The 22,663-nt window shown below is 71.1% G+C and carries 29 protein-coding genes; 16 read left to right on the top strand and 13 right to left on the bottom strand.

Annotation, left to right across the window (positions count from 1 at the left end; translation table 11 throughout):
• Positions 1-6 precede the first annotated feature (6 nt).
• The 4 genes from ACSJD1_RS05215 to ACSJD1_RS05200 are packed head-to-tail and all read right to left on the bottom strand — an operon-like array spanning position 7 to position 4,680.
• A complete protein-coding gene (locus ACSJD1_RS05215) occupies positions 7-1,578 on the bottom strand; it encodes an aldehyde dehydrogenase (NADP(+)) (RefSeq protein ID WP_438854253.1) in 1,572 nt (523 codons plus the stop codon).
• Positions 1,575-2,687 (bottom strand): mandelate racemase/muconate lactonizing enzyme family protein, encoded by a 1,113-nt coding sequence (locus tag ACSJD1_RS05210; RefSeq protein ID WP_438854252.1) that lies wholly within the window; start codon positions 2,685-2,687, stop codon positions 1,575-1,577. Before ACSJD1_RS05210 ends, ACSJD1_RS05215 begins: the two co-directional genes overlap by 4 nt.
• A complete protein-coding gene (locus tag ACSJD1_RS05205; RefSeq protein WP_438854251.1) occupies positions 2,684-3,682 on the bottom strand; it encodes a 5-dehydro-4-deoxyglucarate dehydratase in 999 nt (332 codons plus the stop codon). Before ACSJD1_RS05205 ends, ACSJD1_RS05210 begins: the two co-directional genes overlap by 4 nt.
• On the bottom strand, positions 3,679-4,680 hold the full coding sequence (locus tag ACSJD1_RS05200) for an NAD-dependent epimerase/dehydratase family protein (RefSeq protein ID WP_438854250.1): 1,002 nt from the start codon (positions 4,678-4,680) through the stop codon (positions 3,679-3,681). The genes ACSJD1_RS05205 and ACSJD1_RS05200 overlap by 4 nt, the downstream gene beginning before the upstream one ends.
• A gap of 139 nt (positions 4,681-4,819) precedes the next feature.
• Here ACSJD1_RS05200 and ACSJD1_RS05195 point away from each other — a divergent pair, with 139 nt between their 5' ends.
• The 5 genes from ACSJD1_RS05195 to ACSJD1_RS05175 all read left to right on the top strand — a co-directional run bounded on the left by ACSJD1_RS05195 (position 4,820) and on the right by ACSJD1_RS05175 (position 8,497).
• Positions 4,820-5,902, top strand: coding sequence for a LacI family DNA-binding transcriptional regulator (locus tag ACSJD1_RS05195; RefSeq protein ID WP_438854554.1), 1,083 nt, complete (start codon positions 4,820-4,822; stop codon positions 5,900-5,902).
• The gene (locus ACSJD1_RS05190) at positions 5,899-6,975 is read left to right on the top strand and encodes a M24 family metallopeptidase (protein WP_438854249.1); all 1,077 of its coding nucleotides are present in this window, start codon (positions 5,899-5,901) and stop codon (positions 6,973-6,975) included. Before ACSJD1_RS05195 ends, ACSJD1_RS05190 begins: the two co-directional genes overlap by 4 nt.
• Before the next feature lie 136 nt (positions 6,976-7,111).
• The gene (locus tag ACSJD1_RS05185) at positions 7,112-7,687 is read left to right on the top strand and encodes a recombinase family protein (protein ID WP_438854248.1); all 576 of its coding nucleotides are present in this window, start codon (positions 7,112-7,114) and stop codon (positions 7,685-7,687) included.
• Between the two features lie 58 nt (positions 7,688-7,745).
• Positions 7,746-8,276 (top strand): DUF4304 domain-containing protein, encoded by a 531-nt coding sequence (locus ACSJD1_RS05180; protein ID WP_438854247.1) that lies wholly within the window; start codon positions 7,746-7,748, stop codon positions 8,274-8,276.
• A complete protein-coding gene (locus ACSJD1_RS05175) occupies positions 8,276-8,497 on the top strand; it encodes a hypothetical protein (RefSeq protein ID WP_438854246.1) in 222 nt (73 codons plus the stop codon). The genes ACSJD1_RS05180 and ACSJD1_RS05175 overlap by 1 nt, the downstream gene beginning before the upstream one ends.
• A 28-nt stretch (positions 8,498-8,525) precedes the next feature.
• On the opposite strand, the gene ACSJD1_RS05170 is transcribed toward ACSJD1_RS05175, so the two are convergent.
• Positions 8,526-8,732, bottom strand: a complete 207-nt coding sequence (locus ACSJD1_RS05170; RefSeq protein WP_438854245.1) for a hypothetical protein — start codon at positions 8,730-8,732, stop codon at positions 8,526-8,528.
• A gap of 84 nt (positions 8,733-8,816) precedes the next feature.
• On the opposite strand from ACSJD1_RS05170, the gene ACSJD1_RS05165 reads away from it, so the two are divergent.
• Both ACSJD1_RS05165 and ACSJD1_RS05160 read left to right on the top strand, forming a co-directional pair.
• Positions 8,817-9,623, top strand: coding sequence for a hypothetical protein (locus ACSJD1_RS05165; RefSeq protein ID WP_438854244.1), 807 nt, complete (start codon positions 8,817-8,819; stop codon positions 9,621-9,623).
• A gap of 53 nt (positions 9,624-9,676) precedes the next feature.
• Complete coding sequence (locus ACSJD1_RS05160; RefSeq protein WP_438854243.1) at positions 9,677-9,940, top strand: hypothetical protein; 264 nt, start codon at positions 9,677-9,679, stop codon at positions 9,938-9,940.
• Between the two features lie 40 nt (positions 9,941-9,980).
• Here ACSJD1_RS05160 and ACSJD1_RS05155 read toward each other — a convergent pair whose 3' ends face one another.
• The 3 genes from ACSJD1_RS05155 to ACSJD1_RS05145 form a co-directional block, all read right to left on the bottom strand.
• The gene (locus ACSJD1_RS05155; protein WP_438854242.1) at positions 9,981-10,328 is read right to left on the bottom strand and encodes a type II toxin-antitoxin system PemK/MazF family toxin; all 348 of its coding nucleotides are present in this window, start codon (positions 10,326-10,328) and stop codon (positions 9,981-9,983) included.
• Positions 10,322-10,567: a ribbon-helix-helix protein, CopG family gene (locus ACSJD1_RS05150; protein ID WP_438854241.1), complete on the bottom strand. Its 246-nt coding sequence runs from the start codon at positions 10,565-10,567 to the stop codon at positions 10,322-10,324. Before ACSJD1_RS05150 ends, ACSJD1_RS05155 begins: the two co-directional genes overlap by 7 nt.
• Before the next feature lie 136 nt (positions 10,568-10,703).
• Positions 10,704-11,075 carry a hypothetical protein gene (locus ACSJD1_RS05145; RefSeq protein WP_438854240.1) on the bottom strand — a complete coding sequence of 124 codons (372 nt, stop codon included), beginning with the start codon at positions 11,073-11,075 and terminating at the stop codon, positions 10,704-10,706.
• Positions 11,076-11,255: 180 nt separating this feature from the next.
• Between ACSJD1_RS05145 and ACSJD1_RS05140 the strand changes: the two genes are divergently transcribed.
• Positions 11,256-11,837 (top strand): dihydrofolate reductase family protein, encoded by a 582-nt coding sequence (locus tag ACSJD1_RS05140; protein ID WP_438854239.1) that lies wholly within the window; start codon positions 11,256-11,258, stop codon positions 11,835-11,837.
• Here the strand turns inward: ACSJD1_RS05140 and arfB are convergent.
• From arfB to ACSJD1_RS05115, 5 genes are all read right to left on the bottom strand, one after another.
• A complete protein-coding gene (arfB, locus tag ACSJD1_RS05135; RefSeq protein ID WP_438854238.1) occupies positions 11,806-12,243 on the bottom strand; it encodes an alternative ribosome rescue aminoacyl-tRNA hydrolase ArfB in 438 nt (145 codons plus the stop codon). The two genes, ACSJD1_RS05140 and arfB, sit on opposite strands and share 32 nt — an antisense overlap.
• 7 nt (positions 12,244-12,250) lie before the next feature.
• The gene (locus ACSJD1_RS05130) at positions 12,251-12,877 is read right to left on the bottom strand and encodes an N-acyl homoserine lactonase family protein (RefSeq protein ID WP_438854237.1); all 627 of its coding nucleotides are present in this window, start codon (positions 12,875-12,877) and stop codon (positions 12,251-12,253) included.
• A gap of 16 nt (positions 12,878-12,893) precedes the next feature.
• On the bottom strand, positions 12,894-13,424 hold the full coding sequence (locus ACSJD1_RS05125; protein WP_438854236.1) for an SRPBCC domain-containing protein: 531 nt from the start codon (positions 13,422-13,424) through the stop codon (positions 12,894-12,896).
• The gene (locus tag ACSJD1_RS05120; protein WP_438854235.1) at positions 13,421-13,996 is read right to left on the bottom strand and encodes an ArsR/SmtB family transcription factor; all 576 of its coding nucleotides are present in this window, start codon (positions 13,994-13,996) and stop codon (positions 13,421-13,423) included. Before ACSJD1_RS05120 ends, ACSJD1_RS05125 begins: the two co-directional genes overlap by 4 nt.
• Positions 13,997-14,076: 80 nt before the next feature.
• Entirely contained in the window at positions 14,077-14,733 is a 657-nt protein-coding gene (locus ACSJD1_RS05115) for a hypothetical protein (protein WP_438854234.1), read from the bottom strand.
• Between the two features lie 194 nt (positions 14,734-14,927).
• Here ACSJD1_RS05115 and ACSJD1_RS05110 point away from each other — a divergent pair, with 194 nt between their 5' ends.
• From ACSJD1_RS05110 to ACSJD1_RS05075, 8 genes are all read left to right on the top strand, one after another.
• On the top strand, positions 14,928-15,293 hold the full coding sequence (locus tag ACSJD1_RS05110; protein WP_438854233.1) for a hypothetical protein: 366 nt from the start codon (positions 14,928-14,930) through the stop codon (positions 15,291-15,293).
• 99 nt (positions 15,294-15,392) lie between these two features.
• Positions 15,393-16,409 (top strand): DUF6807 domain-containing protein, encoded by a 1,017-nt coding sequence (locus ACSJD1_RS05105; RefSeq protein ID WP_438854232.1) that lies wholly within the window; start codon positions 15,393-15,395, stop codon positions 16,407-16,409.
• Positions 16,406-17,158, top strand: coding sequence for a cupin domain-containing protein (locus ACSJD1_RS05100; RefSeq protein ID WP_438854231.1), 753 nt, complete (start codon positions 16,406-16,408; stop codon positions 17,156-17,158). The genes ACSJD1_RS05105 and ACSJD1_RS05100 overlap by 4 nt, the downstream gene beginning before the upstream one ends.
• Positions 17,155-18,288, top strand: a complete 1,134-nt coding sequence (locus ACSJD1_RS05095; RefSeq protein WP_438854230.1) for a Gfo/Idh/MocA family protein — start codon at positions 17,155-17,157, stop codon at positions 18,286-18,288. The genes ACSJD1_RS05100 and ACSJD1_RS05095 overlap by 4 nt, the downstream gene beginning before the upstream one ends.
• On the top strand, positions 18,285-19,250 hold the full coding sequence (locus tag ACSJD1_RS05090) for a glycoside hydrolase family protein (protein WP_438854229.1): 966 nt from the start codon (positions 18,285-18,287) through the stop codon (positions 19,248-19,250). Before ACSJD1_RS05095 ends, ACSJD1_RS05090 begins: the two co-directional genes overlap by 4 nt.
• Positions 19,251-19,365: 115 nt before the next feature.
• Complete coding sequence (locus ACSJD1_RS05085; RefSeq protein ID WP_438854228.1) at positions 19,366-20,667, top strand: ABC transporter substrate-binding protein; 1,302 nt, start codon at positions 19,366-19,368, stop codon at positions 20,665-20,667.
• Positions 20,668-20,737: 70 nt separating this feature from the next.
• Entirely contained in the window at positions 20,738-21,733 is a 996-nt protein-coding gene (locus ACSJD1_RS05080) for a carbohydrate ABC transporter permease (RefSeq protein ID WP_438854227.1), read from the top strand.
• The gene (locus ACSJD1_RS05075; protein ID WP_438854226.1) at positions 21,730-22,653 is read left to right on the top strand and encodes a carbohydrate ABC transporter permease; all 924 of its coding nucleotides are present in this window, start codon (positions 21,730-21,732) and stop codon (positions 22,651-22,653) included. The genes ACSJD1_RS05080 and ACSJD1_RS05075 overlap by 4 nt, the downstream gene beginning before the upstream one ends.
• Positions 22,654-22,663: the final 10 nt, after the last annotated feature.

Genomic DNA, 22,663 nt, shown 5'->3' with positions numbered 1-22,663 from the left:
GGCGGCTCAGCGGGCGGCGGGCGCGGCCCCGGCGGCGTCGCCGGAGTCGGCGCCGGCGTCGCCGGAGTCGACGCCGGGCAGCACGAGCACGCCGTCGACGCGACGCGGGATGCCGAGCGGGTTGCCGTCGCGGAGCTCGGGCGGCAGCGCGGCATCCGGTGCGTCCTGGAAGGCGATGGGCCGGAGGAACCGGCGCATGGCCGTGACGCCGACCGAGGTGTGGATCGTCGTGCTCGACGGGTACGGCCCGCCGTGCTGCTGCGCCCAGCTGACGGCGACGCCCGTCGGCCAGCCCGCGAACAGGACGCGGCCGGCGATCTCGGAGAGCACGTCGACGATGGGCGCGAGCTCCTCGCCGGGTTCGGCGTGCACGGTCGCGGTGAGGCTGCCGCCGACGGCGCGCATGGCGTCGAGGGCGTCCGAGACCTCCGTGTACTCGACGATCAGGGTCGAGGGCCCGAAGCACTCGTGCAGGAGCGTGTCGGGGTCGGCGATCACGGCCGCGGTCGTCGTGCGGAGCACGACGGGTGAGCCGGTGCCGGGTGACTGCCCCTCGGGGTCTCCCGCGACGACGTCGACGCCGTCGTGCGCGCCGAGTCGCGCGACGCCCGACGCGAAGGCGCCGGCGATGCCGTCGGTGAGCATGAACACCGCGCCGGCGGAGGCGGCAGCGAGGGATGCCGCCACGCGCTCGCCGAACCCGGAGCCGGCGGGCACGAGCACGACGCCGGGGTTCGTGCAGAACTGGCCGGCGCCGAGCGTGAACGACCCGGCGAGGCCGGTGGCGAGCTCGTCGGCGCGGGCCGCGATCGCGGCCGGCGTGATGAGCACGGGGTTCACGGCGCTGAGCTCGCCGTAGAACGGGATCGGGTCGGGGCGTCGCTGCGCGAGGTCGAAGAGCGCGCGTCCGCCGCCGAGCGAGCCGGTGAACCCGACGGCGCGGATCTCCGGGTGCTGCACGAGCGCGACGCCCGTCTCGTGCCCGGTGACGTGCGCGAAGACGCCCTCGGGTGCGCCGGCCGCGACGAGCGCGTCGCGGACGACCTCGGCCGTGCGCGCCGACAGGCGCGGGTGCGCGGGATGGCCCTTCACGATCACCGGGCAGCCCGCCGCGAGGGCCGAGGCGGTGTCGCCGCCCGCGACCGAGAAGGCGAACGGGAAGTTCGAGGCACCGAACACGGCCACCGGCCCGAGCGGGCGCAGCATGCGGCGGAGGTTCGGTCGCGGCGGGATCGTCGTCCCATCGGGATGGTCGATCGTCGCCTCGAGGTAGGAGCCCTCGAGGATCGCGTCGGCGAAGAGCCGCAGCTGAGCGGTGGTGCGGGCGACCTCGCCGGTCAGGCGCGCGGTTCCGAGGTGCGTCTCATCGTCGGCGATCGGCACGAGTTCGTCGCGGGCGGCGTCGAGCGCGTCGGCCGCGGCGCGGATCCAGGCGGCACGTTCGGCGGCGCTCGAGGCCACGGTGACCGCGAAGGCGCGGCGTGCGGCGGCGGCGACCGCGTCGAGCTCCTCGCGCGTGGTGTCACCGGCCGTCGCGGGTGCGGCGGCGGCGCGTGCGGGTGCGGCGGTGTCGATCATCGGTCCTCCGTGGGTGAGACGGATGCCGTGGCATCCGTCAGCTCGTTCGAGAAGCGTACGCCGAGGCCCGGCTGCCCGGTCGTGGACACCGTGGCGCCCGAGACCGCCACGGGCGACGGCGCGGCGAGTGCGCCGAGCCCGGCGAACGAGGCGTCCTCGACGGACTCGACGAGGTGCTCGCCGGGAAGCGCGAGCGCGAGCTGCGCGGAGAGCTCGAGCAGCAGGTGGGGCGCGAGGCCCACGCCGCGGTCGGCGGCGAGCTCGGCGATGCGGAGGAACGGCGTGATGCCGCCCACTCGCACCGCGTTGGGCTGTACGAGATCGACGGCGCCGGCGTCGATGAACTCGGCGAACCGGTAGTGCGTGTGCAGGTTCTCGCCGAGGGCGACGGGCACGTCGATGCGGCGGCGCAGTTCGACGTGGGCGGCGAGGTCGTCGGCGCGGAGCGGCTCCTCGATCCAGGTGAGGTCGAACGCGGCGAGTTCGCCGATCGCGCGTTCAGCCTGCTCGAGGCTCCAGCGCTGGTTCGCGTCGATCATCAGCCCGCGGTCGGGGCCGAGCACCTCGCGCAACGCCGCGATCCGCTCGATGTCGCGCGCGAGGTCGAGGCTGCCGACCTTGACCTTCACGGCGCCGAAGCCGGCCTCGACCCAGCGTTCGGCCTGCGCGACCAGGTCGTCGAGGGGGTAGTGCAGGTTCACTCCGCTGCCGTAGACGGTCGCGGTCTCGTGGCGACGGCCGATGAGGTCGGTCAGCGTCAGGCCGGCTCGCCGGCCCGCGAGGTCCCACAGCGCGAGGTCGAGCCCGGCCATCGCGATCGTCGTGATGCCGCCGCTGCCGCCCTCGTGCAGGTGCTCCCACAGCGCCTGCCAGAGCGCGGATGCGTCGGCCTCGCGCCCGAGCGCGAAGGCACGGATGTCGTGGTCGAGGTGCGCGCGAACGGCGGCGGCGCCGATGCTCGGCGTCCACGAGAAGCCCCAGCCGACCGCGCCGTCGGAGTCCTCTACCTCGACCTCGATCACGGAGAGGTCGCGGACGTCGGGACCCCAGGGGCGCCGCAGGGGGATGCGGATCGGGCGCGTCGCGATGCGCGCGATGGAGGCGGTCACCGCGTCGCGGCCCCCGCGGCATCCGCCAGCGCCGTCGACGGGCACGCCGACGCGGCCGGGCGCGTGCCGCCGAGCTCGACGAGCGCGAGCCCGCAGTCGAGGATCGCGGCGAGGCGCCGCTCCTGCTCGGGCGTCGGGTCGACGAGCGGCGGGCGCACCGAGCCGACCGGGAGCCCGCGCAGCCGCAGTCCCGCCTTGATGAGCGACACCCCGAAGCCCGGTGTCTCGTCGCGGAGGCGCACGAGCGGCGTGTAGAACTCGCGCAGCAGCGACATCCGCGTCGTCTCGTCGCCGTCGACGTAGGCCCGGTAGTGCAGTGCTGCGAGTTCGGGGATCATCGCGAACGCGGCCGACGAGTAGAGCGGGATGCCGATGCCGCGGTACGCGCCCTGGCTGAGCTCGGCGGTGAGCAGGCCGTTGAAGAACGCCCAGTCGTCGCGGCCGGCGGACTCGGCGGCGAGCACGATCTCCTGCGCGAGGCCGATGTCGCCCGTGCCGTCCTTGAACCCGACGACCTTGGGATTCGCCGCGAGGCGCGTGACGGTGTCGGCCGTGTAGCGGGCCGTGCCGCGGTGGTAGACGACGACGGGCAGGTCGGATGCCGCGGCCACCGCCTCGACCCAGGCGACGAGCCCGTCGGTGGTGCCCGACACGAGGTACGGCGGCAGGAGCAGCAGGCCGTCGGCGCCCGCCTCGGCCGCGCCGCGTGCGAGCTCGATCGCGTGGCCGAGCGGGCCGCCGGCGCCCGCGATCACGGGGACGCGGCCGGCGACGACGTCGACGCTCGTGCGCACGACGTCGATCGCCTCGCGGGCCGAGAGCGCGTGGAACTCGCCCGTGCCGCAGGCCGGGAACACGCCGCCCGGGCCGAACGGGAGGCGAGTCTCGAGGTGCTCGCCGAGCACGTCGCGGTCGACGCGCCCGTCGCGGTCGAACGGGGTCACGGGGAAGAACAGCACGCCGTCGAAGTCGAGGCGGGCGGTGGGCCTGGTCATGCGGTCCTCGTTCCGGTCGTGGTCGTCGCGCCCTGCGCCGAGTGATGCCGTTCGCGCCGAGTGATGGCGGTGGGCCCATCCGTCTCGGCGCGACCGGTATCACTCGACGACGGGCCTGCGGTGGGCGTGGCGAGCTCGGCGCGCCAGTCGCGCGACGGCGACCAGCCGAGCCTGGCCCTCGCCTTCGCGATCGAGAAGACGGGCGCCGTGCCGACGAGGGCATCGGCGCCGGGGCCGAGGGCCGGCGCGTACTCGCGCCACAGCTCGGCGACGGGGCGCTCGGCGAGCGCGTCGGCGGCGCCGACGAAGAAGCCCTCGCCGTCGATCGTGTTCGCGGGGGCGGCGAGCCACGCGTCGACGAACGCGGCGACGTCGCGCGCGTCGACGTAGTTGAACAAGCTGACCGCGGCGAGGGCGGGATCGGCGAGCCGTTCAGCGACGGTGTGCCCCTGCTGGGTGGGCGCACCCGCCCACTCCTCGGGCGAGATCACGTAGCAGGGACGGAAGAACCCGTACGCGCCGGGGGCGGTGCGCGCGAACATCCGCACCGTCTCCTCGATCACGACCTTCGAGAAGGCGTAGGCGTTCGCCGGGGCGAGCGGATGCGTCTCGTCGATCGGCACCCCAGCGGCGCGCCAACCGGGGGAGGAGTAGCCGATGGGGGTCGGGCTCGATGCGGCGAGCACCCAGCCGACGCGGGCGGATGCCGCGGCCGAGAGCACGTCGTACGCGAGCGCCGTGTTGGTCAGCAGGATGTCGTGCTCGGGCGCGCTGAAGGGCACGGCGATGCCGGCGAGGTGCACGAGCGCGTCGGGGCGGAGGTCGGCGAGCAGCGCGGCGGCGGCTCCGGGCGCCGCGAGGTCGACCGTCCGCTCGTCGACGCCGTCGAGCCCGGCCGGCGCGCGGTCCAGGCCGACGACCTCGTGCCCGGCGGCGTCGAGTCCGGTCGCGAGCGATCGCCCGAGGCGACCGGATGACCCGGTGACGACGATGCGCATCGAGGCTCCGTTCCGCGAGATTGAGAAAGCGATTTCTCTGATCGAGCCTAAGTGAGATGCGGACTTCCCGGCAACTCGGACGCTACACTGAGGAACCGATTTCTCAACGCCGGAGGCTTCGGGGACCGGGCCCGAGCGGCTGACGAACACGGCGACGGAGCGCAGGAGGCGCACCGCGGCATCCGGAGGGGAACGCATGGGCGAGCGCAGCAGGGGCGTGACGATCTCCGACGTCGCCACGCACGCCGGCGTCTCGCCGGCGTCGGTGTCGCGCGTGCTGAACGGCCGGGCGAGCGTCGACCCCGAGATCGTGCGCAAGGTGCAGGCGTCGATCGCGACGCTCGGCTACGCCCCGAGCCTCGTCGCCCGGAGCCTCGTGCACGGCCGCAACACGACGGTCGCGATGGTCGTGCCCGACCTCGAGAACCCGTTGTTCCAGGGCATCCTCAAGGGCCTCAGTATCGCGGCCGCCGCCGACGGGTACCGCGTGCTCGTGGCCGACACCGCCGAACGGGCCGACGACGAGGAGGTGATCTCGATCGAGGCGCGCCAGCGCTGCGACGCGCTCGTGCTCTGCGCGCCGCGCATGCCGGAGGCGAAGCTGCGCCGGCTCGTCGAGCGCGTCGCGCCGGTCGTCGTCGTGAACCGCCCGCTGCCCGACCTCGACGTGCCGATCATCGGTGTCGACTACGTCCGCGGCATCCGCGACCTCGTCGACCACCTGGTCGGGCTCGGGCACCGGCACCTCGCGTACGTCACCGGTCCGGAGACGAGCGCGTCGAACGCGGAGCGCCTGCGCGGCATCGACGAGGCGCTCGCGATGCATCCGTCCGTCCGGATCGACCGCATTCAGGGCGGGTCGCGACCGGAGGACGGCGAGGGGGTCGCGGGCGCCGTCGTCGACGCGCACCGCGCGGGGGTCACGGCCGTCATCGCGTTCAACGACCTGGTCGCACTGGGCCTGCTCGCCAGGCTGCGGGAACTCGGCGTCGACGTACCGGGGGAGCTGTCGGTCGCGGGCTTCGACGACGTGCCGATGGCGCGGTATGCGACCCCTCGCCTCACGAGCATGTCGGTGCCGCGGACCGAGATCGGCACCCAGGTGTGGGTGCGGCTGCGCACCCTGATCGGCGGTGAGCCGGCACCGCACACGGTGCTCTACCGACCGAGGCTGGAGGCGCGCGAGAGCACGGCGGCGCCGGCGAGCGGGGCCTCGGCATGAGTCCGCCCGCGCACGCGGCATCCGCTCTCGGGACCGATCGTGCGCCCAAGCGCGCCCGCGTGCTCGAGCTGCTCGATCGGCACGGCGCCTCGGCCGTCGTGCTGCGGTCGCACGCCTCGGTCGCGTGGATCCTCGACGGGGCGCGCACGCACGTGTCGCTCGCGGGCGACCCGGTCGCCGCAGTGGTCGTGCGGCGGACGGGCACGGAGGTCCACGTGTTCGCGAATGAGGTCGATCGACTGCTCGCCGAGGAACTCGGCGACGCCTCCGACCTCGAGGTGGTGCGCGTGGCGTGGCACGAGCCGCTCGTGCCGACACGTTTCGACGCGCTGGACGAGTCGGAGGTGGCCGTCGACCTGCGCGCAGCCCGCGCCTCGCTGCTGCCCGCCGAGCTCGCTCGCTACCGCGTTCTGTGCCGCGAGGTCGCCGAGGTGATGACGGATGCCGCGCTCGCAGCGTCGCCCGCCGACTCCGAGCGAGCCGTGGCCGCTCGCCTGACCGGCGGCCTCGCTGCGCGCGGGATCGACCCGCTCGTGACCCTCGTCGCCGGGCGCTCGAGGCTGGGCCACCGGCATCCGCTGCCCACCGACGCGCCGCTCGACGACCGGGCGATGCTCGTCGCCTGCGGGCGCCGCCACGGCCTCATCGCCAACGCGAGCCGGTGGGTGCGGTTCGGCGCGCCCGACCCCGACGAGACGGATGCCACGCGCCGCATCCTCGACGTCGAGGCCGCGTTCCTGGACGCGACCGTGCCGGGAGCGACGCTCGCCGACGTCTTCGCGTCCGGCACCGCTGCATACGGTTCGCACGGCTTCGACCCTCGCGAGTGGACGCGGCACCACCAGGGTGGCGCGGCCGGCTACGCCGGCCGCGACCCGCGCGCGGTGCCCGGCGTCCCCGACGTCGTGCAACTCGGCCAAGCCTTCGCCTGGAACCCGACCGCGGTCGGCGCGAAGGTCGAGGACACGGTGCTCGTCGGCGCCGGCGGCATCGAGGTGCTCACGGTCGACCCGCGGTGGCCGACGGTCGTGGTGGGGGAGCGCGAGCGACCCGCCGAGCTGCAGCCGGGCTGACACCGCGCTGCATTGGGCGTCCCGTCACTGAGAATCCTTGCGGGCGGGGCAACTGCGACGACGGTGGGCCAGGCCGAAGCGACCGGGCGTTCGCTGCGCGGTTGTGGCGGTCACCACGGCCGCGCAGGCTGCGAGCATGAACGAGTTGCTCATCGGATACGCGCGCGTATCCACGCACGACCAGGACCTCACGGTGCAGCGCGAGGCCCTCGAACGGCTCGGCGTCACGGCCGAGCGCATCTACACCGACCAGGGCCTGACGGGCACCAATCGCGATCGCCCCGGCCTGCGGCAGGCCATGGCCGCATGCCGCGACGGAGACACGTTCGTCGTCACCAAGCTCGACCGTCTCGCGCGGTCACTCCGCGATGCGAGGGACATCGTCGACGAGCTGACGGCGAAGAACGTCAAGCTCAACCTCGGTGGGTCCATCCACGACCCGAACGATCCGGTCGGTCGGCTGCTCTTCAACGTCCTGGCGATGGTGGCCGAGTTCGAGTCCGACCTCATCCGGGCACGTACACGGGAGGGCATGGAGGTCGCACGCGCGAAGGGCCGGCTGCGCGGGAGGGCGCCGAAGCTGTCCGCGGCGCAGCAGGAACTGCTGATGCAGGTCTTCCGAGCCGGAACCCATACGAGCGCCGAGCTCAGCGCCATCTTCAAGGTGTCGCGGGCGACCGTCTACCGCACGATCCAGCGCAACACCCATTGACGGGACCGCGCGGAACAGAGGAATCGCTGAGGGACCGGCAAATGGGCGGTGGGCTGCAGTGTTCCGCTTCAACGCCAGCGCCACGTGCGGCGCCATCCGCAGCTGTGGCAATGTTTGTCCGGTGACTGCCCAAGACGACCTGAAGGCTGCCCTGCGAGATGCGTTTGGACCCGTCGCTCGTCGGCGGGGGTATCGGGGGTCGGTGCCGACTTGGAGGAAGTCCAGTCCGACTGATGATTGGGCGATCGTGAACGTCCAATCGTCGTCGTGGAGCACCGCGCAGAGCCTTTGTTGCGTTATCAACATCGCCGTCGCTCCCGAGCCATGGTTGCGATGGCAGCGTCATCGGCTGGGGGCGCGGATGCCGAAGCAGGTTAGTGAGTCCCTCGGGCTGTTCCGAGACCGGGTGCACCCGACCGGTACGCCGGAAGGTGTCGACGGCTGGTGGCAAGTCAGTGACGCTTCATCCACTGCCCGCGTGGTGGCGGACATGGTGCGGCGCATGGAGGATGTCGGTTGGGCGACGTTGGATTCCATGATGCCTAGGCAGGGATGCTTCAACGGATCGAGTCCGGCGACCTTGGACTGATGAAGCGCGAGCACCAAGGGATCTTCTTTTCGCGAGCTGAAGCGTTGATGCTGATGGACGAAGGGCCGAGCGAAGCTCTAGAGGCCTGCCTAGTCCGGGCGATGGGCAGCGCGATCCCCGTCACCGCGCGTGATTATGCAGAAGAGTTCGACAGATGGGTCAGAAGCAACGCGACCTCTCGAGCCACATCCGGTGTCATGCAGTCGCCAACGGAGCGCTGAGGGATCGTGTTTGATCTCTGCCGTCGACTCACCGGCGAGCGGTGCGCGTGTAGACCACGGTCATCACGGTCGCGACGATGAGGGCGATGGCGCCAGCGGGGAGTAGCACCGGCCGAACTGAGATCAACGGAAGGAGGACAGCGGCCCAGAGCCCGAAGAGCGTGAGGGCGGTCACGGCACCCCAGAATGCGGCGGTCGCTACTGGGTGCTTCTGCTCGGTCTCGGGAGCACTCATCGCGTCAGCATTTCGTGAGGGTCACAGCGGTGTCAACAGTCGCAGCGAGGGATCCGGGGCTGCGCGCGGGTTAGGCTCTGCCGCATGACGGGCAGCGGCCTCAACGAGTCCGAGCAGTGGGCATTCGCGGTGCTGTCCGATGTGCTGGACGCGGACGTCGAAGCGGCGGACATCACCCCGGCACCGGCAGGAACCGTCGACGGCAGGCTCCTCTATCGCGATGGCCGCGAGGGCGCGGTCGAGGTCACTGAACTGGTCACGACCGAAAGCCGACGCCTGGACGCGTTGCTCCGCCAGCGCGGGCGCAAGCTTGACCCGGTGGGGACGTGGGACTGGTCCATCGTCATCGACGACGCGCGCGAGCTTCCCGCGCTCGTGGAGCACTATCCCGAAGTGCTCACAACGATGGAGCATCTCGGTGTCGACCAACTCCACAAGCTTCCTCTCGAGCTGACCATCGAGCGCCCGGCGCTGCGATGGGCGATGGAGACTTCGACAGTCCAGTTCACACCATTCGGGCGTACGCATGGCGCAGGCTCCGGGAGGATCCATCTCTCACGCGGGGCGACCGCGGTGTGGGCAGCCGACAGCGATCCGATTGGGGAGGCGGTGCGCGATGCGGTCGCATCCCACGACCTGATTGCCCGTAAGCTCTCGAAGCTGCTCCCCGTCGAAGCGGACGAGCGGCACCTGTTCCTGGTTGTGGGACAAGGTGGACTCACGGACGCCGCTTACCTCGAGCTCGCGATGCCGGAGCGCACGCCTTGGACTGACCCTCAGGCACCGGATCGGTTGACTCACCTCTGGGTCACGAGCGGATTTGGCCACGAGGTCCTGTGCTGGGAACGAGGCGCAGGCTGGGAGGCACGGCGTCTTAGCACGGCCTCCTAAGGACCGGCTCACGGGCGCGCCGGGCACGATCGCGCTGCCGTTACGCTTCCGACATGCAGTCGTCCGTGCTCGCCGCGATCGTGTTCCCCGGTCTGATCATCGGGGTTGGCGCGTGGATGCGTTGGCGCGCACTCGCGTTGGCGCGAAGGAACTACCGCAACGGATTCCTTCGCATGGTCCACGGAGAAACGTCGGTCGAGGGCCTCGAGCGTTGGTACAGAACGATGGGAGTGATCTACATCATTGCTGGACTCTCCACGGCACTGTGGGGCGCACTCCTCATCTTTGGAGTGGTGCCGACGCTCCCGAATGCGTAGCGATTGACGATCGTAAGCGAATCGACAGTGTGGTCGCGGCTCAGATGCCCATGACGAGGCGAATGCCGTCGGCGATCTTCGTCTGAACGTAGCTCGGGAGGTGCCCGACCGGGAACGCGTCGAGGAACTCCCGGCTGACCGGACCGACTTGCGACACGACCGCCACCGAGTCCTTCTCGAGGCCGGACGCGTCGACGGGCACGAGCACGTTGCCGGGGAATGCTTCCAACGCGACGTTCGACGTCAACGGCACGACCAGGACGGTGGCGATCCGCGTGGCGAGCAGCCAGTCCTCCTGCATCACGACGGCAGGTCGCCGCTTCGCCGGTTCCGATCCCCGCGGTGAGCCGAAGTCGACCCAGACGACGTCGCCGTGGGCGATCACCACTCGGTCGCCTCGAGCATGCGGCGCTCGGACTCCGTGAGGAACGGGCTGTCGGCCGAGGGCTGCCCGACGCGTTCGATGACCGCGTCGGCCAAGGCGGTCAGCTCTGCCTCGCCCTCGAGTTCCTCGACGAAGCGACGGCCAGCGCGTCGAAAGAACTCCGAACGGTTCATGCCGTGCCGGGCGGCCACGCGTTCGAAACGCTCGAAGTCACCATCCGGGATGGAGATCGCAGTCTTCATGGCCATAGTATAACCGGTCATACCAACCGTGTCGTTGAGGGATCCAGGTCGTGAGAGCGGGAGATCGGAAGAATGCCACCAGAGCTGCAGAGCGATCGGGGCGGCGACGCCCCATGCGCCGTGACCACTCCCGGGCTCAGCGTTGGACGCCGAGCTTCGCGAACTCGTTCCCGGCCGCGAATACGCCGAGCGCGATGCAGAGCGCGACGGGGGGAATCCACGCGGCCCGCCGCCGCGAACGCAGAAGCGCGATCGAGCTGACGATCGCGACGAGGCCGACCACGATGGTGCCGAACCTCGAGATGTAGTGCCCCGCGAGGATGAGGTCGCGGTTGCAGTCGGTCACCGGCGGAGTGCAGCGATCGCCGACGAAGAACACGACGACGGCATACCAAGCGAGGGCTGCCAGGACCGGCACCAGGAGGACGAGACCGACGATGGTCAGGCCGCGGTCCTCGCGGTCGATGGGCCTCCGGGCCACGCTCAACTCCATCGGTGGATCGTCCATTCGCTCGACCCTACGGTCGATGCGTTCGTCCGGGACGGCGCCGGACCGTCCGCGCCGGAATGAAGCGGAGGTCGTCGCGTCGGCACCGGCTCGACGCGGGTGGGCGCCGGGGGATGAGGAGAAGTGGCGCCGACCGTAGTCTGAGCACGTCGCGCTGCGTGCACGAGGGGAGCCTCAGGGATGAAACCGCTTCGGTACTCGATCAACGTCACCCTCGACGGCTGCGTCCATCACGAGGCGGGAGTCGCCCCGGATGAGGAATCGATGCGGTTCTGGACCGCTGAGATGGAACGGGCCGATGCCATGCTCTTCGGCCGGACGACCTACGAGATGATGGAGTCGGCCTGGCGGCGGCCGGCCACGGGCACGTGGCCCGACTGGATGCGGGAGTGGGAGATCCCGTTCGCCGAGGCCATCGACCGCACGAGGAAGTACGTCGTGTCGAGCACGCTGAGCGCGGTCGACTGGAATGCCGAGCTGGTGGGAGGCGATCTCGAGACCACGGTCCGGCGACTCAAGGAGAAACCGGGCGAGGGCCTGTCGGTGGGTGGCGTGACGCTCCCGCGAGCGTTGGCGGACCTGGGGCTGATCGACGAGTACGTGTTCGTCGTCCAGCCGATCCTCGCCGGACACGGGCCGACGCTCCTCGCCGGGCTCCGCGAACGCATTCCGCTCGAGCTCGTGGATCGCCAGGAGTTCCGGTCGGGCGTGGTCGTACAGCGCTACCGGGTCAGTCGCCCGGCGGGCGGCGGAGGCGCTTGACGTCGGTTCGCCGCTTCTTCGCCTCGAGGCGCCGCTCCTTGGACCCGCGGCTCGGCTTGGTCGGTCGTCGTTCCGGCGCCGGTGGGCGCAGCGCGTCCGCCACGAGCGCGGCGAGCCGAGCTCGCGCGGCATCCCGGTTGCGCAACTGGGAGCGGTGCTCGGATGCGGTGATCGTCAGTACGCCGTCGGTCACGCGACTGCCGAGGCCCGCGAGGACTCGCTCGCGCTGGAGTGCGGAGAGCACCGCCGAGCCGGCGACATCCCACACGAGTTCCGCGCGGGAATCGGCGGTGTTCACGCCCTGCCCGCCCGGGCCGGACGATCGCGAGAACCGCCACGACAGCTCCGACTCGGGGATCGTGAGCCTCGAGTCGACCCGGAGGCCGGGACGGTGGACGGCAGGCATGGATCCATCATGCTCGTTCGCTCGGCCGCCAGGGCTCGTGCTCGTGTGCGAGCCAGACCCGGTCGGGAGCCAGCGAGCGGATGAGTCGCTGCCCATCGGTCTGCGGATCATCGAGCTCGCCGAACCACACTGCGGTGTCGCCGGCGATGACGACCGGGCCATCTGCGCCGTCGACGACGACGATCTGCGAGCCGGGGGTGTGACCAGGCGCCGGAAGAAGGCGGATGCCGGGCAGCAGCTCGAGTTCGCCGCCGACCTCGACGTAGTGCACGCCCGGCGGGTCGACCCATTCGCGGATCGTGTAGTCCTCCTGCGTCCGGGCGTCGTGGAGTTCCCGTCGCTGGACGTGGATCGGCGTGCCCGGGAAGAGGTGATTGCCGCCGCAGTGATCGAAGTGCAGGTGGGTGTTGACCACGAGGTCGACGCTCGCGAGGTCGAACCCCTGCTCGTCGAGCGGGAAGGGTCGGGGATCGAGGTCGGCGGCCGCCGGGTGGACCTCGGTGAAGCCGGTGTCGACCAGCACGCGACCGTCGGCATGGTCGATGACGTGCACGTAGACGGGCATGAGCTCGCCCTCGGCGACCAGGTCGGCGACGCGGATCGGCGTGACGCCGATCGAGGCTCGAGCGGTCATGGTGCGCCTCCGCCCGTCATCCCGCCGCGACCGGGAAGCGGGTCGCGATGCGGTCGAGGATCGGAACGAGGTCGCGAACCATCTGGTCGAAGAACTCGTTCTCCCAGTCGGCGCCGCTGCCGTAGGCGCTGGTGACGACGCGGAGCACGCACGTGCCGCCCGACGCCGCTTCGATCAGGAACTCCGTGGCGATCGGCGTGACCCCGTCGAGGTCGGCGTAGACCTCGGAGAGCGGGGCGCCGATCGATTCGAACCACTCCGCCATGTCGGCCGGCAGGTCCTCGGGTCGTGTGCCGATCGGCCACGGCTCCTCGTAGGCGAACCGGCGGTTGGGCGCGTACTCGGTGACCACTCCGGTCGAGGTGAGCTCGCCCAGTTCGAACGAGATCTCGCCGCCGGCACGAGGTTCGAGTCGGGCCGGCGCCATCCACGACGAGATCCCGTCGGAGGTGGCGATCGCCTCCCACACCTGTTCGGGCGTGGCGACGAGGTCGTAGGTGCGTTCCAACCGGTGCTCGACGCGGTCCGGTCGATCGGGCGAGGTCATGGCGACTCCTTCGGGCGTGGGTAGGACGAGACGGTCAGGCGATGCGGTCGACCCTCGTCGTGGTGGTACTTCGCGACGAGGGCGGCGATCGCCGACTGCAGTTCGGCGGCGAATGCGGCCCGATCGTCGGGCGTCGCGAACCCGATCACCGTGTCGACCGTGAGCGTCGGCAGTCGCGTGCCGGGAGGCGCGTCGGCCGCGATCGCCCCGACCTCCGACACGGCCCGCGCGTTCACCGCGATCAGGTACGCGGCGGAGAGGCGATCGGCGACCGCATCCGGATCGACCGCGTCTGGCTGCAGCACGTTCGGCGAGACCACGAGGTGCCGAGCGGATCGACGCACGAAGCGTTCGTTGATTCCGCCCCACGTGCGGGTCTCGACCGGCTCGACGAGCCCGTGTGCTTCGAGCGACTTCAGGTGGTAGTTCACCTTTTGCCGGGTCGAGCCGATCTTCGCCGCCACCGTCGTCGCCGAACCCGGTTCGGCCAGCGCGTCGAGGATCGCCGCTCGGATCGGGTCGAGCGCGGCCCCCACGGCGTCGCCGTCTGCGAGTACCCGAAGCTCCTGCACGGGGTCAACCTACGCTTGACAAGAAATATTGTCAATGGTTGAGCCTAGGACGCAGAGCGACAAGGTATTCCGGGGTCGGCTCAGTCGACGCCGACGCGCTCCCTCAGGCCACGGAGCATTCCCCGCGACATCACGAAGTCGGCGGGCACGATGAACAGGTGCGCCCCGAGCGTCAGCCACCACGGCGCCGTGCGCGCACGCCACCGGAAGACGAGGCGGGTCGCACGACCGCCGTCGACGGGCGCCAGGCGGAAGCACCACGTCCAGCGCAGCCGGGCGAGCCCGCGCTCCCGCCACGACAGGGGCAGGTGGGTCGTCGATTCGAGGAGCAGGAGTTCGCCGGGCGCGATCTCGCGCACGATGAAGCCGCACTCGGTCTCCGGTGGGCCGTCTGGGATGAAGTCGCCCGCGGCGAGTCCCTGGAATTCCGGACGGATGCTGCCCGCGCTCGGTCGGTTCGCGGGGAAGAGGAGCACGTCGACCCAGCGCGGGGTGTACCAGCCGCCTCGATGCCAGCCGACCTGCACGAGCCAGGGCCACACCTCGTCGGGCGGCGCGTCGATCGTCGCCGCGTGCGTTGCGACGATCTGCGGCCGGTCGACGATCTCGTCGCCGGGGAGTCGTGCCGAGCGTTCCGCCGCGGTCGAGCCGGCGGTGCGACCGCACCACTGCAGTGCGGAGAACCCGGCGAGCAGCGGGACCGCGACGGCCAGGGCGATGCGACGAGGCGACGGCATGCGCCGAGTCTGGTCGGCGTCGGCTCGCTCGCAGGGGTCGATGGTCCTGCTGGATCGGACGGCACGGCGCGGCAGGTCCAGGGGGCGGGGTCGGCCGCATGCCGGGTCGCCCGAGGCGTGGCGCTGAGGTCGCCGGCATCCGCACGCTCGACCCGGGCCGACCCTCGGTCGAGCGGCCGTGCGACACTGGCTCGATGGACCCGGACTGGATCGAGCACCGGCGCGGCATCGACGGCGAACTGCTCGGCTGGATGGAGCCTGCCGGCGACGGCTTCGTCGTGATCGACCTGCTCGGTCGCCCGCGCGCCGGGCCGCTAGACTGGCTCGAGGCCGAGGAGGTGCTCGACGCGCTGGGCATCGGCTACCTCGGCGAGCCACACGAGCTGCGGCTGGAGACGGGGGAGTGGATCCGGGTGCGGATCCTCGAGGCGTCGCCCCGCGGCATCCGCCTGAAGAAGGACGACTGGGCAGCGCAGGCCGTCGGCGCGCCGCAGGAGTTCTTCGCCGTCGTGTTCCCGGCGCCGGCGGGGTTCCGGGCGCTCGTTCGCGATCCCGGATGACGGTGTAGGCTTGGGATAGCGCTTTCCAAAGGCGAGCGACCGCCACAGCGAGAGCCCCACCGCCGCATCCCGGATCGACGACGAACCCGAAGGAGCCCGATGCCCGACCTCCGCATCGCCAGCGACGACGACCGCCTGATGATCCACGCCGACGGCGAGGTGCTCGCCGAGTACGTCTTCCGCCCCGACCACCCCACGTTCGAGTCGCCGCGCCCGTACCTCAGCCCGATCCGCACGCTCGGCGGCGAGACCGTCTCGCTGTACCGCCCGCACGACCACGTGTGGCACAAGGGCATCGCCTGGTCGCTGCCCGTCGTCGGCGACGAGAACTTCTGGGGCGGGCCGACGTTCGTGCGCGGCGAGGGCTACGTGCAGCTGCCGAACAACGGCGAGCAGCGGCACGTCGCGTTCGAGACCGGTGAGGCGGATGCCCCGGCCGCCGGCACCGCGAACGACGGCGTCGCCCGCATCCGCGAGCGCCTCGACTGGGTCACCCAGGCGGGCGAGACGATCTTCCACGAGGTGCGCTTGCTCGCGGCATCCGTCATCGCCGACGATGCGTGGCTGCTCGGCTTCGCGACCGCGCTCACCGATACGACCGGCCGCGCCGTCCCGATCGGCTCGCCCACGACCCGCGGCCGCGAGAACGCCGGGTACGGCGGCCTGTTCTGGCGTGGACCGCGCTCCTTCACCGGCGGGCGGGTCCTCGCGCCGGGCGTCGCGGGCGGTGACGAATTGCGCGGCACCCGCGCGCCGTGGATGGGCTTCACGGGCCGCCACGACGAGTCGGGAACGGCGTCGACCATCGTCATGGTCGACGATCCCGGCAACCTGCAGCACCCGCCCCAGTGGTTCGCGCGCAGCGAGGAGTTCGCGTGCCTCTGCCCCGCGCCGTTCTTCAGCGAGGAGCACCTGATCGAGCCGGGAGCGACCATGGCGCTGCGGTACGGGGTCGTGATCGCCGACGGCGAAGCCGATCCCGCGCGCGCCGGCGTGCTCGCGGCCGCGGCCTCCGAGCGGTTGCCCGCGTTGCTCGGCCCGCATCCCGCAGGGCTCCGAGGCACCGCAGGCGTCGCCGCCGTGCCCGGCGGCGCGGAGAGCCCGGGCGCGCCGTGACCACCCCCGCCTTCCCCGGTGCGACCTCGGTCAGCGCCCTCCAGGTCTACGACGGCGTCGCACCCGACGGCCTCGCGGGCGGCGCGCCCCACCTGCACCTCGTGTCGGCCGAGGCGTACCTCGTGGTCGCCGGACGCGGGCGGCTCCACACGATCGACGGCGCCGGCGTGTTCGACGAGCGCGCGCTCTCGCCGGGCGACCTCGTCTGGTTCGCGCCGGGCGTCATCCATCGCGCGATCAACGACGGCGCGCTCGAGGTGCGCGTCATCATGCAGAACGCGGGCCTGCCGGAGGCAGGCGACGCCGTGATGACCTTCCCCGACGACGTGCTCGCCGACCCCGACCGGTACGCGGATGCCGCGCGCTTGCCGGGCCCCGAGGCATCCGACGCCGATCGCCTCGCCGCCGCGCACGCGCGCCGCGACCTCGCGGTCGAGGGGTACCTCGCGCTGTTCCGGGGCGACGGCACCGTCGACCCGGAGCGCCTCACGTGCCTGCACGCCCGCGCGTCCGACCTGGCTCGGCCGCGCGTCTCCGAGTGGCGCGCACGCTGGGAGGCCGGTGCGCACGCCGTCGCCCGCGAGACCGGCCATCGACTCGACGCGCTCGCGAGCGGGGGCGACCCGGGCCTCGCCGAGTCGCGCGTGGCCGAGGCATCCGTCGCCCACGCCTTCGGCATGTGCGGGCGGCTGCAGCGCTACGACACGACCCTCGACCCCGACATCGTCCGCCACGGAGGAGCCCGATGACCGACCAGACCGACCAGGCCGAGCAGACCGGCCCGGTCACCCCGACCACTCCGCTGCGCGCCGCCATCCTCGGCACGGGCGCCATCGCCGATGCGCACGCGCAGGCGCTGCGCGCCACCCCCGACGGCGAGCTCGTCGCGGTGGTCGACCGGCACCTCGACCACGCGCAGGCGTTCGCCGACCGCTGGGGCGGACCCGCGGTCGCCGACTCCCTCGGCGCGCTCCTCGCGGCCGGCGACATCGACGTGCTGCACATCTGCACGCCGCCCGGCGTGCACGCCGAGCAGGCGATCGCCGCGCTCGATGCGGGCGTGCACGTGGTCTGCGAGAAGCCCGCGGCCCTCTCGCTCGACGAGCTCGAGGCGATGACGGATGCCGCGGCCCGCAACGACCGGCGACTCGCCGTCGTGTTCCAGCAGCGCACCGGCACGGCCGCGGCGCACGTGAAGGGCCTGCTCGAGTCGGGTGCGCTCGGCCGGCCGCTCGTCGCGACGTGCCAGACGCTCTGGTACCGCGCGCCCGAGTACTTCGCCGTGCCGTGGCGCGGCAAGTGGGCGACCGAGGGCGGCGGGCCGACGCTCGGCCTCGGCATCCACCAGATCGACCTGCTCGCGTGGCTGCTCGGCGACTGGGCGAGCGTGAACGGGCAGCTCTGGCGGCTCGCGCGCGAGACCGAGATGGAGGACGTCTCGACGGCGACCGTCGCGTTCGAGAGCGGCGTCGTGGCATCCGTCGTCACGAGTGCGCTCTCGCCCCGCGAGACGAGCTCGATCCGCATCGACACCGAGCTCGCGACCGTCACGGTCGACCACCTCTACGGGCACGGGCACGAGCACTGGCGCATCACGCCCGCCCCGGGCGTCGACCCGGCCGTCGTCGACGCGTGGTCGGCGCTGCCCGCCGGCGAGGAGCCGAGCGGACACGACCCGCTCGTGCGCGACATCTACCGCGCGCTCGCCACCGGCGCTCCGCTGCCCTCGACGGCGACCGATCCGGCGCGCTCGTTCGAGATCGTCACGGCGATCTACTCGTCGGCGACGAGCGGGCGCACCGTCGAGCGGGCGTCGCTGCGCGACGACGCCGACCGGATGCGCAGCCTGGAGAGTCCGATCGTCGACCTGCGGCGATGAGCGGGCCGATCGACGACGCCCTCTTCCACGACCCCGTGCACGACGGGGCGACCGATCCGACCGTGATCCGCCACCACCTGACGGGGGAGTGGTGGATGTTCTTCACGCAACGGCGCGCGAGCGTCGACGAGCCCGGCGTCGCGTGGGTGCACGGCAGCCGCATCGGCGTCGCGCGCTCGGTCGACGGGGTGCGCTGGCGCTACGACGGAACCGTCGACGACCTGCGGCTCGGCGAGCGCGACGGCACCTGGGGCGAGACGCACTGGGCGCCCGAGGTGATCCACGACGGCGAGCGGTACCGCATGTACCTCACCGTGATCGACGGCATCCCCGACCGGTGGGAGGGGCACGCGCGACGCATCGTCGAGTACCGGAGCGACGACCTCGCGTCGTGGCGCCTCGTCGGCGAGATCCCGTTGGGCTCCGACCGCGTGATCGACGCGTGCGTCGCGCGCTGCCCCGACGGCCTCTGGCGCATGTGGTTCAAGGACGAGGCGGACGACTCGACCACGTGGGTCGCGGCGAGCGCCGATCTCGCGCCCGGCTCGTGGCGGGTCGGGGGTCGCGCGATCGGCGGGCGTCCGCACGAGGGCCCGAACGTCTTCGAGCTCGGCGGCTGGTGGTGGATGCTCGTCGACGAGTGGCGCGGCATGGGCGTGTACCGGTCGGCCGATGCGGTGCACTGGGTCCGCCAGGGCGGGCCCGACGACGTGATCCTCGGTGCGCCCGGTCGGCGGCGCGGGGACGCGACCTTCGGTCGCCACGGCGACGTCGTGGTCGGCCGGGACCGCGGCATCCTGTTCTACTTCACGCACCCGCACTGGGACGGCTCGGAACTGGGGTCGACGGATGCCGCGGCCGCGCGCCGCAGCGCCGTCTTCGCCGCCCCGCTCGAGGTGGTCGACGGCGTCCTGACGTGCGATCGGGATGCTTCAGCCGATCTCGGTTCGATCACGGATTGAAACGATTTTCCTCGCCGCATTGACCATTGGCGTCGATGGGGCTACATTTGGGGAAGCGCTTTCCCACCCAGCGTGAATGCACCAGGCAGACAGAGACGTTTCCGGGAGGACAACGATGTTCAACATCCGCACCCGACGCGCGGCCCTCGCCGCAGCGGCGGTCACGGCGAGCGCGGCGCTCGTGCTGACGGGCTGCTCCGGCGGCTCCCAGCCGGCCGCGACCTACGACCCCGATGAGGAAGTGACGCTCAACCTCGCGTTCTGGGGCAACGACGTGCGCGCCGACCTGTACGACCAGGCGATCGCAGCGTTCAACGAGGAGTACCCGAACATCACGGTCAACTCCTCCTTCCTCGGCTTCCCCGAGTTCTGGGAGAAGCGGCAGACCGAGGCGGCCGGCGGCGGCCTCCCCGACGTCATGCAGTTCGACTACTCCTACCTCCGCCAGTACTCCGAGAACGGCCTCCTGCTCGACCTCGAGCCCTACCTCGGCAACATCATCGACACCGAGCCGCTGAGTGAGAACATCCTCTCGATCGGTGTCGTGAACGGCGAGACCACCGGCATCCCGACCTCCACCAACGCGTGGGGCATGTTCACCAACCCGGTCCTGCTCGAGCAGGCCGGCGTCGACGACTTCGCCGGCGGCAGCTGGGAGGACTACAACGACTGGATGGCCGAGGTCACCGAGGCATCCGGCGGGGCGGTCTACGGCGGCACCGACTGGACGGGCCGCATCCAGAACTTCGAGATCCAGCGGCGTGCCGCGGGCGAGGACCTCTTCACCGACGAGGGCGAGCCGAACTTCACCGAGGAGGACCTCGCGGCCTTCTGGGAGCAGGGCGACTCGATCCGCGAGGACGGCACGGTCATCAGCCAGCAGCAGCTCGAGGAGATCTACCCGGTCTCGGGCTTCGACGCGGCGAAGACCGCGAGCGAGCTGACCTGGGACAACTTCGGCGCCGGCTACCTCGGCAACCTCGGCGAGGGCTACACCGAGCTCGGCCTCATCGCCCCGCCGGTCACCGAGGAGGACGCGAAGGACCTCTACCTCAAGCCCTCGATGCTGCACTCGATCGCCGCGACGACCGACCACCCCGAGGCCGCTGCCACGCTCGTCAACTTCCTCGTGAACAGCCCCGAGGCGGGTGCGATCTTCGGCACGAACCGCGGCCTGCCCGCGTCGGAGACCATGCTCGAGGGCGCTGAGCTCGACCCGATGGGCGAGCAGATCCGCGCCTACGAGGAGTCGATCAGCGACCGCCTCGGCGACGCCCCGCCCGTGCCGATCGTCGGCTACGGCACCCTCGAGGAGAAGTTCCGCCAGCTCGGCACCGAGCTCGGCTTCGGCACCCTCACCGTGGACGAGGCCGTGAGCCAGTTCTTCTCCGAGATGGACGTCGTCCTGAACCAGTAGGGATCCTCCGGGTCCGGGCCCAGACGGCCCGGACCCGGGGTACCCTCGGCACGGAACCGGGAGAGAGACCATGAGCACCACCCTGACGAGAGCCATCGTCACGGCCGATCAGGAGAAGCGTCCGCGCCTCCTGGGCCGTCGCGGCCCCGAGACCCCCACGCGGCACGGACTGAAGGTCCGCAACCGTCGCGAGACGGCGACGGGCTACACCTTCCTCCTCCCGTGGATGATCGGCTTCCTCGGCCTCACCCTCGGGCCGATGATCTACTCGCTGTACCTCGCGTTCACGAAGTACAACCTCTTCACCGAACCCGAGTGGATCGGGTTCGACAACTTCGTCCGGATGTTCACGGAGGACCCGCAGTACATCCAGTCGGTGCAGATCACGCTGGTCTACGTGCTGGTCGGCACCCCGATCAAGCTGGCCGCCGCGCTCGGCGTGGCGATGCTGCTGAACTACCGTGACCGCGGGTCGACGTTCTTCCGTTCGTCGTTCTACGCCCCATCGCTGATCGGCGCGTCGGTGTCGGTCGCGATCGTGTGGCGGGCGATGTTCTCCACCGACGGACCGGTCGACAACACCCTCAGCTTCTTCGGCGTCGACATCGGCGGCTGGGTCGGCAACGTGGCCCTGGTGCTGCCGATGATGATCCTGCTCGCGGTGTGGCAGTTCGGCGCCCCGATGGTGATCTTCCTCGCCGGCCTCAAGCAGGTGCCGCGCGAGCTCTACGAGGCGGCCGAGGTCGACGGCGCCGGCCCGATCCGGAAGTTCCGGTCGGTGACCTTCCCGATGCTCTCGAGCGTGATCTTCTTCAACCTGCTGCTCGAGCTGATCAACGCGTTCCAGGTGTTCGCATCGGCGTACATCATCTCCAACGGCTCGGGCGGCCCGGCCGGCATGACGAACTTCTACACCGTCTACCTGTACAAGCGCGGCTTCGCCGACCTGCAGATGGGCTACGCCGCCGCGATGGCGTGGGTCCTCGTGATCGTGGTCGCGATCATCGCCGCCATCCTCTTCAAGACCCAGAAGTCGTGGGTCCACTACGCGGGAGACAACCGATGACGACGTCGACCAGCGAGATCGCCCGTCCCGAGTTCCTCGAGATCGAGCTCGAGCAGAAGCCGGCGCCCGAGCGGCGTCGTATCAAGCGCAAGACGATCAACACGATCATCTGGTTCGTGGTGCTCGCCGCGCTCACCGCGATCGTGCTCTACCCGCTCGTGTGGCTCTTCATCGCCACGTTCAAGCCCTCGAGCGAGTTCGGCCAGAACCCGGGCCTGATCCCCGACAACCCCACGATCGACAACTACTTCAAGGTGCTCGAGGGCATCGCGGGCGTGCCGCTCTGGCGGTTCTTCGCGAACTCGACCTTCATCGCCGTGATGGCCGTGATCGGCACCCTGTTCTCATCGGCGCTGGCCGCGTACGCGTTCGCCCGGGTGCAGTTCAAGGGCGTCGGCATCCTGTTCGCCGCGATGATCGGCACGCTGCTGCTGCCGTTCCACGTCGTGATCATCCCGCAGTACATCATGTTCCAGAAGCTCGAACTCGTGGACACGTACTGGCCGCTGATCCTGCCGAAGTTCCTCGCGACCGAGGCGTTCTTCGTGTTCCTGATCGTCCAGTTCATCCGCAACATCCCGCGCGACATGGACGAGGCGGCGAAGATCGACGGCGCCGGGCACTGGCGCACGTTCTTCTCGATCATCCTGCCGCTGATCAAGCCCGCCCTGATCACGTCCGCGATCTTCACCTTCATCTGGACCTGGAACGACTTCCTCGGCCCGCTGCTCTACGTCAACAGCCCCGAGCAGTACCCGCTCCCGGTCGCCCTGCGCCTGTACAACGACCAGACGTCCACGTCGGACTACGGCGCCACCGTCGCGGTCTCCTTCCTCGCGCTGCTGCCGATCCTGATCTTCTTCATCGTCTTCCAGCGCTTCCTCGTCGACGGCGTCGCCACCCAGGGCCTCAAGGGCTAGGAGCGAGCGG

It is taken from the genome of Agromyces excoecariae, assembly GCF_051715505.1.
Classification (GTDB): Bacteria; Actinomycetota; Actinomycetes; order Actinomycetales; family Microbacteriaceae; genus Agromyces.
The sequence above is the reverse complement of the archived record's forward strand: the minus strand, read 5'-3'. Positions and strand labels throughout refer to the sequence as shown.